The organism is Peribacillus sp. NPDC096379 (genome assembly GCF_044762875.1).
In the GTDB taxonomy this organism is placed as follows: Bacteria; Bacillota; Bacilli; order Bacillales; family DSM-1321; genus Peribacillus.
In genome coordinates this window covers 123,718-136,482 of the sequence record NZ_JBIWFD010000006.1, presented here as the reverse complement: position 1 = coordinate 136,482, position 12,765 = coordinate 123,718, and the positions used below count along the sequence as shown (strand labels likewise).

The window sequence follows — 12,765 nt, the reverse complement described above, 5'->3', positions numbered from 1 at the left end:
TATACTATATAGAGAGTTCGAGATCAGACCCTTATAAGACAACTCTACCGCTTCAGATTATAGGATAAAGCTTACAATAACTGATGTTAATACACTGACTAAGGTTGCGCCGTATAAAAGCTTCAAACCAAAGCGTGCAACAACGTTTCCTTGTTTTTCATGAAGCCCTTTAACAGCTCCAGAAATGATGCCAATTGAAGAGAAGTTCGCAAATGAAACAAGGAATACAGAAATGATTCCGATTGATCTTTCACTTAAGGTAGAAGCTACATCGCCTAAAGAAAGCATAGCCACAAATTCGTTCGTGACCAATTTAGTCGCCATAATGCCACCAGCTATTACCGATTCTGAGGCAGGCACCCCCATTAGAATTGCAATTGGTGAGAAGACGTATCCAATTAAACTTTGAAAAGAAATCCCGAAAATCGTAGCAAACAAGCTATTCACGGCTGCCATTAGGGCAACAAAGCCAATTAACATCGCAGAAACAATAATCGCGACCTTGAAACCATCCATAATATATTCACCCAGCATTTCGAAGAAGCTTTGCTTATCCTCTTGAACAACGAGGATGTCTTCTTCTTCCGTCACTGTATATGGATTAATGATGGATGAAATAATGAAACCACCAAATAGGTTAATAACAACAGCCGTCACGACGTATTTCGGATCAACCATTGTCATATATGCCCCAACAATTGACATGGAGACCGTGGACATCGCTGATGCACATAATGTATATAGACGATGAGCAGGCAATTGATCGAGCTGTTTTTTTACAGTAATGAATACTTCAGATTGTCCAACAAGTGCAGATGCTACAGCATTGTATGATTCAAGCTTCCCCATGCCATTCACTTTACTAAGTGCCCAGCCAATCCATTTCATTATGAAAGGAAGAACTTTAATATGCTGTAGAATTCCAATTAATGCAGAAATAAATACAATGGGAAGTAGAACATTTAGGAAAAAAGGAAATTCGCCTTTATTGGTAATTCCGCCAAAAACAAAGCTAATCCCTTCATTCGCAAAGCTTAATAACTTCGTAAACCCATTTGCAATTGCTTGAATGATATCAAGACCAATTTTAGTATTCAATAATACATAACTTAAGATTAATTGGATAATAATCATCAGGATTATAGGTCTAATTTTTACTTTTCTGCGATTGTTACTTGCAATCCAGGCAAGAGCAAGAACTACAATTAGTCCTACGATTGAGATTAAATAATTCATTTGTTACCTCCATTAGGTAGTATTTTAAAGTTGAACGTCTGACTACTTATCTTCCATATAAGTTTTCATTTACAACTTATATCATGCCCAAATGCACAGTACATTTCCCATTAACGAAAACGTATTCAAAAATAAAAGCATTCCAATTTCCCCTTGCACATTGTACATATGATAAGATCATTAAGCAAAATTGATTATAGCAAAAACATATTAGGCTAACAAGGTATACTAAATAAAGACTCCTTCTAAAGGCATAAATTCGCGCTATTTTATTTGGTTCTATTATAGTAATCCCTTTTTTCTCAAACTTATTAGTAAAAATAATAATATGATTACGAATTACCAAATCTTTATTTCGTTATACTAATATAAAAATTATTTTGAAAAATAAAAGGCTGTTTTCGTATACTTTGTTGCTTTTAAATAATATTTACACTACTATCCTGGGTTGATTTCCGTTACAGGCACTCGCTTCCTGCGGGCGGTCTCAGGAGTCTCGCATCTTCCACTACAATCAACATCTGCTCGAATTTGTTACTTGCTAAAAACAAAAATCTTTACGAAAAGAGCCAAATAAAATGAAAGAGGATGTCCCAAAAATGTCTGATATTACACTTCATTCACTATTTATCGTGTCATGTACACGACATATACCTATGTATTTTATCCTAATAGAGCAAGTTTTGAAGATGACAAGCACTAGCTACGATTCCATCTTGCAAACGTCTACCCTCGCCATCCAGGTCTTTTCTTCATATTCTTTTAGTTCAGCTCTCTATTTTGCAAATATCCAATAGCCCTCAAAAATCGTATATGAATGCCTTCTTTAGCAAATACGATTGCTGTTACACGTCCACTTACCCCAGTAATAAGTGAAATCGTCCCATTAGATCTTTTACTTATGCACTTCCCTCATTTAGTTAAAAATAACCATCAATATAGATACAAGTCGTACTCTTGATTAGCCTTTTCTAAACGAGGAGGGTTTCGCCCATCAGATGGTTTGTGGGGTTGTTTTGCACTATATTCCAATAGACAAATTAAGTTATCTGCCCCATATAGTACGTTAAATAACAAAAAAGAACCAAGCCTAAGCTGGTTCCTCCTTATGTATCTATAAAACTTTACTTAAAAATGATTGCGTCCGCATATGCTGTGGATGACTAAATAACTCTTCAGGAACGTTTTCTTCCACCACATAGCCACCGTCCATGAACATGACTCTATCGCCTACTTCGCGGGCAAATCCCATCTCATGCGTGACGACAACCATTGTCATTCCCTCTTTGGCAAGTTGTTTCATGACATCAAGTACATCGCCAACCATCTCTGGATCCAAAGCTGAAGTTGGTTCATCAAATAGCATAATTTTCGGATCCATCGCAAGCGCCCTTGCAATCGCGACCCGCTGCTTTTGTCCACCAGAAAGCTGGGCTGGGTAGCTATCTGCCTTTTCTCTCAAGCCTACTTTATCTAGCAGCTCATATGCCCTTTGTTTCGCTGCATCTTTCGTTGTTAACCGAACCTTCATCGGCGCCAGTGTGATATTTTCTAGCACTGTTTTATGCGGAAATAAGTTAAACTGTTGAAACACCATACCAACTTCCTCACGTACTTTATTGATATTCACAGTTTTACTTGAAATGATATGACCATTCACAATGACTTCACCGTCAGTAATCTCTTCAAGTCGATTCAAGCATCGTAAAAACGTGCTTTTCCCAGAACCAGACGGGCCGATCACACAGACCACTTCAGTTTCTTGAATAACTGTACTGATATCCTTCAAAACTTCAAGATCTCCAAATGATTTCTTTAAATTTTGCACTTGAATAATGCTCATCGTAATTCAAATCTCCTTTCTAAGAAATTGGCTAGCAGGGTTAGTGCGTAAATAATAATGAAATAGATCACCCCTACCATCAGCCAAATTTTGAAGGATTCATAGGTAGCCGCTTGCTGGATTTGTCCACGCTGGGTTAAATCGGCTATGCCAATGATCGACAAAAGCGAAGTATCCTTTAAACTAATGATCGATTGGTTTGTAAATGTAGGTAACATCCGACGAAATGCTTGGGGAAGAACGATATATCTCATCGTTTGTGTACTTGTTAACCCAAGTGACCTAGCTGCCTCCGTTTGACCACTATCAACGGACTGTATGCCCGCCCTGATGATTTCAGCAAAATAAGCTCCGGCATTAATAGCGATAGTTACGATCCCCGCAGTTGTTTTGTCCATCGAAATCCACGGGATTGTATTCAATCCAAAATAAATAAAGAATAATTGTACAATGACTGGCGTTCCACGAATGGCATTTATATAGGATTTTGCAATCCAGTTCAGCGGTTTTATCGGTGCCAAACGTAGCAATGCTACGATTAAGCCAATAATGAAACCTAAAATAAGAGCAATTACAAAAATATATAGCGTAACCTTCAGCCCGTCCATTAAATAGGGAAAAGCATTCCTAATTACATCCATAACAGACTCTCCTTTCAAAAAAAGGCACGAGCAGTTTCGCGCCCCGACTAACTATATTCCCCTCCATTATTCATTCAGATATTTATTAATAATCTCATCGTATTTGCCACTAGCTTTCAAATTAGCTAAGCCTTTATTCATTTTCTTTAATAATTCATCATTTTTCCCTTTCAGAACAGCAATCCCGTACTCATCCCCGTTTAAACGATCGCCGACGACTTCTAGATCAAGAGTACTTTGAGCAATTGCATAAGCGATAACAGGGTAGTCTTCAATTAGCACATCTGAATTTCCATTCGCCACATCTTGGAACATTGCTGGGCTGTCATTGAATTGAACCAATTCAAAGCCTATTTCTTCGGCTTTTTCTGTTGCGAATTTAGCTCCTGTCGTTCCCTTTTTCGCAGCTACCTTTTTACCTGCAAGATCCTCAATTGACTTAATACCCGTTTCCCCTTGCTTCACAACCAATGTCAAACCTGCTTGGAAATATGGATCTGTGAAATCAACGACTTTCTTCCGATCATCTGTAATACTCATTCCAGCAATCGCAACGTCAAGCTGACCTGCTTGCATCGCAGGAATAATCCCACCGAAATCCATCGGTTTGAAGTCAATTTTGAAGTTTTGATCTTCAGCAATAGCGTTAATGAGATCAATATCGATGCCTGTGTAGTCTCCATTTTCTTCATATTCAAACGGTGGATATGTAGTATCAATTCCTACTCTATATACCTTATCCTTATCTTGCGTATCTCCTTCTCCAGCATTACCAACATCTTTCGTGCCACATGCCGCCAATACTAGCACTATTACAAATAACAAACTAACTAACTTAAATTTTTTCATCGGACCTTCCTCCTAATACATAATTTTTCCTAACAATTATGTAGCTCTTCGTACAGTACCCTATGTCCTAATACCCCTCCCCTAATCATATAAAACTATGATTATTTTTATTCATAATTATTAGAATAATCAAATAATTATCCACAATTATAATCCAAACTTTATATAAAGTACATGCTTATAAATATTTACAAGGAGAGAGTATATGAATCGAGCATAGGATTTACATGGCAACAACGCACCTAAAGATGATAGGAGGAGTAAAGCTGGGGTAATATACAATGTTCCAAACCGAAAAGACGATTTGAAGCATTCGGATCTTAAAAATAATTTGACATTAGATAGTCGGGACTGTTCAATTAATCTTAAATTTTTCACCCGTCCATTCGCCAATTTCTCTTAGCAAAAAGACTAAGGTAGGGTCAGATACACTCTCTTATATATCGTTTATTGATAAACCTCAGAGAGATATCAGACCCTTTAGGGACCTATTGTACTTTATACCTACTAATTAAACATACTTTAGACATAAATAAATAACTTGGCCCTGATTGTTTTTTTATAGATACATCGGTGCCTGATAAGATACAAATTGGTAAAAAACTGGCCCATTTAAACCATTTATAAAGTGGGTTAGCAATAGGTACCACTTCAAAGCCAAGACGATTCACACCTTTGTCCAACGAAGTAATACCGATGATGCCTTTGATTTGATCCACTTGATGATGCTTTTGAATATAAGACACCAAGTCGGGTAAAGATTTTCTGACAGCCTGAAAAATGAACCGGCCTCTGTAAAGATTACTTTTCGTTTGTCCTAATTCTTTTAAGAGAACGGCATTATGCAGATGAATTTTGACTAATGTATCGTTTTTGTTGATCTGTGTCCCGTCAGAAAGTACAACCATTCTACCTTTGTAACGAGTGAGCTTAACACGTAAAAAATTTTTCTCTGCTTTTCCGTTATGAATGCAAGTCAAATTTGATAGATGATAATATAATGGGTCGATCATATTCCATGCAATGATTAAATAACTTTTCATTCCCTTTCATAAACCTCTCTTCCCTAACGAATGACTACTATTTCTCCAAGTTAGCCTTCCAAAGAAAAAGGGATCTCATTCACATTTATATAAAGTCAAATTTACACCATCAAACTAGTAGTACTGCCTACAAATCTAGGGTAAAGTAAACCTCAATCAGTGGGGGTTTTCTTCTTCCCCACTGATTGTTAGTCACGTTCTAGTGTCGCTAAATCTCCGCGTAGCAAAGGTAAGTTTCACTGTATCTCACCAATCGGCCATTTACAGGCAGTTATCTCCCAACTACGCTTCTTCGATTCCTCTTAGCCTTGAAGTGGGGGTCTTACTGCCCGTTATGTGGGATAAAAAAAGAAGAGGTGCCTCACCCCTTCACAGTCATCCTTCAGTTTTTCGTGACAATGATATTCCCGCTCTCTGTTTCTAGCATGATCGAATGGATGCCATTGCCAAGCTTCGCGGTTCCTTGTCTTTTTTCTTCCGATTCGTTTGCTAGAGTGGAAACTTTCCAGTCAATATTCCCTTTGATTTCCCCATAATTTGTGGAGGCATCCAGTGTAATTGGCTGCTCCTGTGAAAGATTCCAAACAATATCCCCACCAGCTGATTCAATGATCGAACTTCCTGTAAGAACACTATCTGTCAGCACCACATCTCCCCCACGAGTCTGTGCAAACAACGCACCGGTATAGGCATTCGCAGTGATATCTCCATTAGACGTTTGCAGTTTTGCTGGTGCCTGGATATTATCAATCCCGATAGAACCCTTGCCTACATCTACTTTCACCACCGCCTGCTTTGGCACAGATATATGCAGTCGTCCTGTTATTCTTGTCAGATCATTTAGTTCAAACTCAGAATCTAACAAGTCAAGATACACTTTATCTCCAATTTGTTTCAGTGAAAACTGCTCGTCAACTTTATTCTTTAGCTGTTTATCACTTTTTACATTTGCATTCAATTTTCCTTCTATCGTCACTTTCTGTTCATCTGTTCCTGTTATAAATACATCTTCGCTCGGTAACGAAATGATCACTTCCTGAATCGTCGATGATGACGCAAGCTCTTCTTGCATGTTGTAGGAAGAAGCTTGGAAGCTGAACCCTAGTTCATCCATGGCTGCTTTTCCAAAACTGAAGACTAAGGATGCCCCGCCAATTACCATTAATAAAATAATACTAAGCCAATGGATACCTAGTTTTTGATCTTTTCTAAAAAAGTGAAGAACAAGAATTTCCACACCAAGAAAAATACAAATGACCGGCCATGAGTAAACTAGTACTTTTGCAAATGGAATGGATAAGAAGGACTGCAGGAGCCAAAGAAACCCAATGACGATTAAAAGAGTACCTGCTGTAATCGAACCAATCTTCCAATTCCTCATTGCGCTTCCTCTTTCCTACCACGAAGAAGTTTAAATCCGAATCCAACTAAAATAGATGCTAAGATGACTTGTTGCAGGAAATTATAAGGAATATATTGACTGATTGCACTCGGTAGCCAGTTCATGAACATTTGCAGGAAACTAATCAGACCAACTACTATTAGAATCCACCCAACTATATTCTTCTTGCCTTGGAGAACATCCCATTGCAGTAGCATTTCATCTTTTCTTTCTCCAGTTTCAATAATCATCCGATAATGATTTAAGGCATCATAATATGCATAAAAAACAAGCACTGGCAGGAATATAGCAAGACTTCCGAATGATTGGGCGGTAATGAACACTCCCCCGAAAAATAACAACATTAATTGCAGGCCTCTATTCATCAAGCCTAGATAAAATTGCCCAAGTCCCGGTAAGAATGATAGGATATATATCCATTTCTTTGGCTGTCTCATTTATTTTCTCCTCCAGTTTTTGATTGTATTTTCAAGTTAATTTTATTAAGAGAACTCATTCCTTTTTCTAAAGAATGATTGGCTTGCTCTACTGTTACTGACGAAATCCCTACTACATGATTAGAAGTATCGATGATATAATCGACAATCTTCAGTTGAGAAAATAGGATGGTCGCCGCTACTGCAAGGATAAAATGTAGATAGGTATTGCGTTTGTTTTTCCGTGCAGATTTTTGCTTTTCCGTTTTCTCAATCACACCCATAACATCAAGCGTTACATCAACGGATAGCTGAAGAGATGGCTCATTCCATTCATTAGTTAATTCTTCAAGTACGACAAACTCTTTCTGACACTGACTACAACCTGTTAAATGGTTCTCTAGATTTTCTATTTCTTTGCCGGAGAGTTCGTTTTGTATATATGCGATAAGTTGTTCATCAGTGATGTGCTTCATCAAAGTTCCTCTCCCTTCCCCTGTTTCTTCATAATAAGCTTGGCTCGATATAGTCTAGATTCTACGGTTTTGACCGCAACATTTAATGTAGAGGCTATTTCACGATAAGACTGCTGCTGAAAATAATACAGATGGACAACTTCCTTATATGTATCTGGGAGTTTTTCCATATAAGCACGTGCAAGTTCTTTGTCTTCTTTATCAAGAAGGAGGTCTTCCGGTGTAGACCCAAAAGGAATATCATAAAGATTTCCCTCCTCTTCATGAGTTACTTGTCTGATCTGCTTGCGCCGATAATCAAGAGCCTTACTCATCGCAATCTTGTAGATCCATGTAGAAAGACTAGAATCACCTTTGAACTGAGAAAGAGAGCGATACAGCTGAAGAAATACTTCCTGGGTGATATCCTCGGCATCTTTTGTATTCTTACTTACTTTATATGCAACCGCAAATACCCTAGTTTGAAAACGTGTTATCAGCTCACGAAATTGATCCTTTTCTCCAGCTATGATTCGCTTCACAAGCTGTTCATCCTTCTCCACCTGCATCACCTCTTTTCTCTCTATCTATTTAGACGCACAATTATGTAAATACCCTGCAAAATTTTTAAAAAATTGTTTTAGAACAAAAAAAAGACCGAAACAAATTCAGTCGTTTTCCATATAAAAGGGATTTATTTGCACACCGGGAATTTTAATCCTTCTCCAAAGTGCCTGTTACTTTCCTTCGCTTTATAACCTTTTGGTATAACTGATTGATCGCTTCTGAGAACAGCAATCCCATCGCAATGGCTCCTGAAAGCATGACTACTTTGGCTGCAAGCTGAATGGCCATATTATAATCATTTTCAACAAAATGGCGCATGGCGTCATACGATAGTCCCCCTGGTACAAGCGGAATAATCCCTGCCACACTAAATATAATAACCGGCATTTTGTACGTCTTTGCAAAGAACTGACTAATAATAGCCACAATTAATGATGCCACGAGTGTAGCCACAATACTACTAACATCCCGGGAATAAAGAACATAATAGACAGACCATCCTGCCATTCCGATAAAACCGCATTTCACTAAAGATTCCTTTGGGGCGTTAAAAATAACCCCAAACGCTGCTGACGCAATAAAACTAGTAATAAACTGTGTAATCATTTACGTCTCCCTCGCATTATTACAAAAATATTAAGGCAACCGCAATCCCTGACCCTATGGCTGATGCGGTCAAAAATGCTTCGGCTCCTTTAGCAATTCCTGATACTAGATGACCAGTAATTAAATCCCTCACTGCATTTGTAATGAGGAGGCCAGGTACAAGTGGCATAACTGCTCCAATAATGATTTTATCTACATATGTACCCCAGTTATACGAAACGGCGATAAACGCAAAGGTACCAATGATTAAGGAAGCAATAAACTCAGCAAAAAACTTAATCTCCAACAGTTTGTGTAGATAAACAAGAGCTGAAAAGCCCAGTCCTCCAGCCAAACAGGCTACCAAGAAGTCCGTCCATAGCCCCTGATACATGATCATAAAGCAGCCGCTCGCAATAAACGCAGCAAAAATCTGAAGCCATATCGGAAAAGCATAATTTGAACTCTCAATCTCCTTTAACTTTACCAGTGCTTCTTTCGCTGTTAATTCACCATTACTTATTTGCCGGGAAACACTATTCACAATCGTTACTTTATGGAGGTCCGTGGAGCGATCTGAAATTCGGATCAACTTCGTCGGATCATTTCCATCCATTGAAAATATAATGCCTGTAGGTGTCACAAACGAATGACTAGAGCTAATTCCATAAGAAGCAGCAATCCGAGTCATCGTATCCTCAACCCGATACGTTTCGGCACCACTGCGAAGCATAATTTTCCCTGCCAATAAACAGACCTCAATAATCTCATACGTGGTCGTTGTGCGTATTTCCATTGACATCTCTCCAAAACCTATTTTCCTTAATAGTATCGCTATTTTCATGAAAATCAAATGGCTAGTTAATTAATAACAAAAGAAATAAACTAGAACCTGTACATTTTGGATTTGTATTTTTCATCTAGTGCTAATACTTCAATAAATCATCATGATCATGACACTACTTCTCCATACACTTTTCACAAATAAACTGACCCTCGTTTTGTAAATAGGCTTTGATTTCAGTAGACCCTTTCTCTGCAGGGTATTTCATCTGAATATAGACTTCTTCATCACCTTTAATCTCTTTTTCACATTTCGAACATTTTGGTTCAACCTTAAACATGTCTATCCCCTCCTATCCTTATTACGGAAATTCCGGTAAAAGGATTCACTAATAAATGGATTCGACATAAAAAGGCATGGCAAGATGACCATGCTTTTTACAAACTTTCCTAAACGAGAAAACCCACTGCTTTAGCTGTGGGATTGGTCAACAGCTATACAGTTTGTATAAACTGATCAACTACCTCGTTAAACCTGTCTGTTTCTTCAAAAAATGGACAATGGCAGCTGTTCTCAAAGATTTCAAGTTGTGAGCCTGATATATTTTCTTTCAGATGTTCGCCAGCTGCAACAGGAATAACTTTTTCTTCTCGGCCAAAGCAAAGCAGAGTAGGTACCGCGATACTTGGTAGAAACCCCCGATAATCCACAATTGACTGATCAAATAAAATGGCACTCGCAATAGATTCAGGCATCTTTGTTACTTCTTCAAGCATCCAGGCTGCTTCATCCGGTTTCAATTCAGCTTTAAACATGGAAGTTAGAAATCCTGCCAAAAACTGAGAACGATTCGTCTGGATTTCTGTCATGAAGGCACTTAATGTTGCAATATCGAAAGCTCCAATGTCAAAGTCGGGCCATTTAAAGTCCGAAGCCAGCTCATCGACTATGATCGTTGAATGAATATTTTCTGACCCAAACTGCTTCATATAATCCCATACGACGAAAGCACCCATCGACCAACCAACAAGCACAACACCCTTTAAGTCCAATTTTTTAATAAATGTATGCAAATCCTTTGCATAAGTCGCTACTGTATTTCCATGGTGAACATGTGAAGAACTTCCATGACTTCGAAAATCTAGAAGGATCGAGCGGTAATTCTCTGCAAAAAACAACTGCTGCTTTTCAAAAAAACGACTGCTCATCCATACGCCATGCAGGAAAATCACCGGTCTCCCTGTCCCTTTTTCTTCATAATAGATGTCAATTCCTTGCTCAATCGTTAAATAAGCCATCGAAACCCTCCCATTCTGAGGAAAAGGGGCGGGACTTCTAAAAAATCAGCACCGCACCGCCACCTTCATTAGATGATACAATTTGAGACTCTGAACCTTTTTTATCGTTAAGCTGGGGCAGACGTACTCATGGGTGTTTTTATTAATAAATTGGACAGAGTTTACTACAGTCCTTCAAAAGTTTGACTGTAAAACTGTATTTTACATATAATAATAAACTCTATGTATCTATATCATTTTTCATGAAAGTAGGATTAGATGTTTTGAAAAAATTTTTTTCCAATTATAAATCATCACTTACGTTACTTATCGCAATCATCATTGGTGGTATTGCTGGAGTTGTATTCGGAACAAAAACATCTGTTGTACAACCATTAGGTGATTTGTTTCTTAATCTAATGTTTATGATGATTGTTCCTCTCGTATTCTTTAGTATATCAGCGGCCATCGCGAATATGGGCGGTATGCAACGCCTTGGTAAGATTATGGGGAGCATTTTCATTGTCTTCCTTGGGACGGCAATTATTTCTGCTCTGCTGGCCTTTTTGGGAACAAGTATTATAAATCCATTAGAAGGCACAGATACTTCTGCTATTAAAAATTTAATGGCGCAAGCGGAAAAACCAGAAACTTCATTAGAAGATATATCTGCACTTAGCCAGCTGGTAAATACCTTTACCGTTTCTGACTTTTCTTTATTGTTATCTCGAAGCAATATGCTTCAACTCATTGTTTTCTCTGTTCTTTTCGGCCTTGCTACAGCATTGGCAGGGGAAGTGGCCAAGCCAGTTGCTGCATTTCTAACAGGCGGATCAGCAGTAATGATGAAAATGGTCAAGATCATCATGTATTATGCTCCCATTGGACTTGGCGCCTATTTTGCAGCAGTGATCGGTCAGCTTGGACCACAGATTCTTGAAGGGTATGCCAGAGGATTTGTTCTTTATCTCGTATTAACTCTTGTGTACTATTTCGGATTCTTCACGTTATATGCTTATTTTGCGGGGCGCAGTGAAGGCGTTAAGACTTTCTGGAAAAATGCATTTACACCATCCATCACAGCCATCGCTACCTGTTCAAGTGCTGCCAGCATTCCAGCAAATCTTGAATCTACCCGCAAGATGGGTGTACCAAAGGATATCGCCGAAACAGTGATCCCACTTGGTGCAAACATGCACAAGGACGGCTCTGTATTTGGCGGTGTATTGAAAATCGTCTTCTTATTTACTTTGTTTGGCAAAGACATGACAAGCCCTTCAAGCATTTTAAGTATTCTTGCTGTCTCTTTCTTAGTCGGAGCAGTAATGGGTGCAATCCCTGGAGGTGGCATGATTGGCGAAATGCTGATCCTTAGCATTTTTGGCTTTCCACCAAGTGTTCTGCCGATTATCGCCGTAATTAGTACGATTATTGATGCTCCTGCGACCCTTTTGAACTCAACAGGCAACACAGTATGTGCCATGATGGTCACACGACTTGTTGAAGGGAAGAATTGGTTGAAGAAGTCTTTTTCAAGAAGTGAAACCGTATAATGTATGAAAAGAGGATGTCTCGAAGGGTCAATACCCTTCGAGACATCCTCTTTTTTTCTTAATGAATTTCGAACGCTACATATTATGGTGAAAAAATGTTCCACGTGAAACAAA

General features: G+C 38.5%; 14 protein-coding genes. 1 reads left to right on the top strand and 13 read right to left on the bottom strand.

The window, feature by feature from the left end; genetic code table 11:
* Nucleotides 1-57: 57 nt before the first annotated feature.
* The 13 genes from ACIQZI_RS21345 to ACIQZI_RS21285 all read right to left on the bottom strand — a co-directional run bounded on the left by ACIQZI_RS21345 (nt 58) and on the right by ACIQZI_RS21285 (nt 11,119).
* The gene (locus tag ACIQZI_RS21345) at nt 58-1,236 is read right to left on the bottom strand and encodes a NupC/NupG family nucleoside CNT transporter (RefSeq protein WP_403077087.1); all 1,179 of its coding nucleotides are present in this window, start codon (nt 1,234-1,236) and stop codon (nt 58-60) included.
* A gap of 1,114 nt (nt 1,237-2,350) precedes the next feature.
* Complete coding sequence (locus tag ACIQZI_RS21340; protein ID WP_403077085.1) at nt 2,351-3,079, bottom strand: amino acid ABC transporter ATP-binding protein; 729 nt, start codon at nt 3,077-3,079, stop codon at nt 2,351-2,353.
* Nucleotides 3,076-3,720 (bottom strand): amino acid ABC transporter permease, encoded by a 645-nt coding sequence (locus ACIQZI_RS21335; protein ID WP_403077083.1) that lies wholly within the window; start codon nt 3,718-3,720, stop codon nt 3,076-3,078. The genes ACIQZI_RS21340 and ACIQZI_RS21335 overlap by 4 nt, the downstream gene beginning before the upstream one ends.
* 66 nt (nt 3,721-3,786) lie before the next feature.
* Nucleotides 3,787-4,569 carry a transporter substrate-binding domain-containing protein gene (locus tag ACIQZI_RS21330; protein WP_403077081.1) on the bottom strand — a complete coding sequence of 261 codons (783 nt, stop codon included), beginning with the start codon at nt 4,567-4,569 and terminating at the stop codon, nt 3,787-3,789.
* Between the two features lie 488 nt (nt 4,570-5,057).
* On the bottom strand, nt 5,058-5,612 hold the full coding sequence (locus tag ACIQZI_RS21325) for a YkoP family protein (RefSeq protein WP_403077078.1): 555 nt from the start codon (nt 5,610-5,612) through the stop codon (nt 5,058-5,060).
* Between the two features lie 382 nt (nt 5,613-5,994).
* A complete protein-coding gene (locus ACIQZI_RS21320) occupies nt 5,995-6,993 on the bottom strand; it encodes a DUF4097 family beta strand repeat-containing protein (protein WP_403077075.1) in 999 nt (332 codons plus the stop codon).
* Entirely contained in the window at nt 6,990-7,451 is a 462-nt protein-coding gene (locus tag ACIQZI_RS21315) for a hypothetical protein (RefSeq protein WP_403077072.1), read from the bottom strand. The genes ACIQZI_RS21320 and ACIQZI_RS21315 overlap by 4 nt, the downstream gene beginning before the upstream one ends.
* On the bottom strand, nt 7,448-7,906 hold the full coding sequence (locus tag ACIQZI_RS21310) for a zf-HC2 domain-containing protein (protein WP_403077069.1): 459 nt from the start codon (nt 7,904-7,906) through the stop codon (nt 7,448-7,450). The genes ACIQZI_RS21315 and ACIQZI_RS21310 overlap by 4 nt, the downstream gene beginning before the upstream one ends.
* Nucleotides 7,906-8,448, bottom strand: a complete 543-nt coding sequence (locus ACIQZI_RS21305; protein ID WP_403077066.1) for an RNA polymerase sigma factor — start codon at nt 8,446-8,448, stop codon at nt 7,906-7,908. The genes ACIQZI_RS21310 and ACIQZI_RS21305 overlap by 1 nt, the downstream gene beginning before the upstream one ends.
* A 151-nt stretch (nt 8,449-8,599) precedes the next feature.
* Nucleotides 8,600-9,058, bottom strand: a complete 459-nt coding sequence (locus ACIQZI_RS21300) for a threonine/serine exporter family protein (RefSeq protein ID WP_403077063.1) — start codon at nt 9,056-9,058, stop codon at nt 8,600-8,602.
* A 19-nt stretch (nt 9,059-9,077) separates the two neighbouring features.
* Entirely contained in the window at nt 9,078-9,833 is a 756-nt protein-coding gene (locus tag ACIQZI_RS21295; RefSeq protein ID WP_062186459.1) for a threonine/serine exporter family protein, read from the bottom strand.
* Between the two features lie 163 nt (nt 9,834-9,996).
* Nucleotides 9,997-10,161 carry a Fe3+ hydroxamate ABC transporter substrate-binding protein gene (locus ACIQZI_RS21290; protein WP_403077059.1) on the bottom strand — a complete coding sequence of 55 codons (165 nt, stop codon included), beginning with the start codon at nt 10,159-10,161 and terminating at the stop codon, nt 9,997-9,999.
* Between the two features lie 154 nt (nt 10,162-10,315).
* The gene (locus ACIQZI_RS21285; RefSeq protein ID WP_403077057.1) at nt 10,316-11,119 is read right to left on the bottom strand and encodes an alpha/beta fold hydrolase; all 804 of its coding nucleotides are present in this window, start codon (nt 11,117-11,119) and stop codon (nt 10,316-10,318) included.
* Nucleotides 11,120-11,361: 242 nt separating this feature from the next.
* Here ACIQZI_RS21285 and ACIQZI_RS21280 point away from each other — a divergent pair, with 242 nt between their 5' ends.
* Nucleotides 11,362-12,651, top strand: coding sequence for a dicarboxylate/amino acid:cation symporter (locus tag ACIQZI_RS21280; RefSeq protein ID WP_403077054.1), 1,290 nt, complete (start codon nt 11,362-11,364; stop codon nt 12,649-12,651).
* Nucleotides 12,652-12,765 lie beyond the last annotated feature (114 nt).

Bases quoted from the DNA above. Each gene is read 5' to 3' on its own strand.
- ACIQZI_RS21280 (WP_403077054.1), top strand. From the start codon at position 11,362: ATGAAAGTAGGATTAGATGTTTTGAAAAAATTTTTTTCCAATTATAAA.
- ACIQZI_RS21300 (WP_403077063.1), bottom strand. From the start codon at position 9,058: ATGATTACACAGTTTATTACTAGTTTTATTGCGTCAGCAGCGTTTGGG.
- ACIQZI_RS21295 (WP_062186459.1), bottom strand. From the start codon at position 9,833: ATGGAAATACGCACAACGACCACGTATGAGATTATTGAGGTCTGTTTA.
- ACIQZI_RS21310 (WP_403077069.1), bottom strand. From the start codon at position 7,906: ATGAAGCACATCACTGATGAACAACTTATCGCATATATACAAAACGAA.
- ACIQZI_RS21340 (WP_403077085.1), bottom strand. From the start codon at position 3,079: ATGAGCATTATTCAAGTGCAAAATTTAAAGAAATCATTTGGAGATCTT.
- ACIQZI_RS21285 (WP_403077057.1), bottom strand. From the start codon at position 11,119: ATGGCTTATTTAACGATTGAGCAAGGAATTGACATCTATTATGAAGAA.
- ACIQZI_RS21345 (WP_403077087.1), bottom strand. From the start codon at position 1,236: ATGAATTATTTAATCTCAATCGTAGGACTAATTGTAGTTCTTGCTCTT.
- ACIQZI_RS21315 (WP_403077072.1), bottom strand. From the start codon at position 7,451: ATGAGACAGCCAAAGAAATGGATATATATCCTATCATTCTTACCGGGA.
- ACIQZI_RS21335 (WP_403077083.1), bottom strand. From the start codon at position 3,720: ATGGATGTAATTAGGAATGCTTTTCCCTATTTAATGGACGGGCTGAAG.
- ACIQZI_RS21320 (WP_403077075.1), bottom strand. From the start codon at position 6,993: ATGAGGAATTGGAAGATTGGTTCGATTACAGCAGGTACTCTTTTAATC.
- ACIQZI_RS21290 (WP_403077059.1), bottom strand. From the start codon at position 10,161: ATGTTTAAGGTTGAACCAAAATGTTCGAAATGTGAAAAAGAGATTAAA.
- ACIQZI_RS21330 (WP_403077081.1), bottom strand. From the start codon at position 4,569: ATGAAAAAATTTAAGTTAGTTAGTTTGTTATTTGTAATAGTGCTAGTA.
- ACIQZI_RS21325 (WP_403077078.1), bottom strand. From the start codon at position 5,612: ATGAAAAGTTATTTAATCATTGCATGGAATATGATCGACCCATTATAT.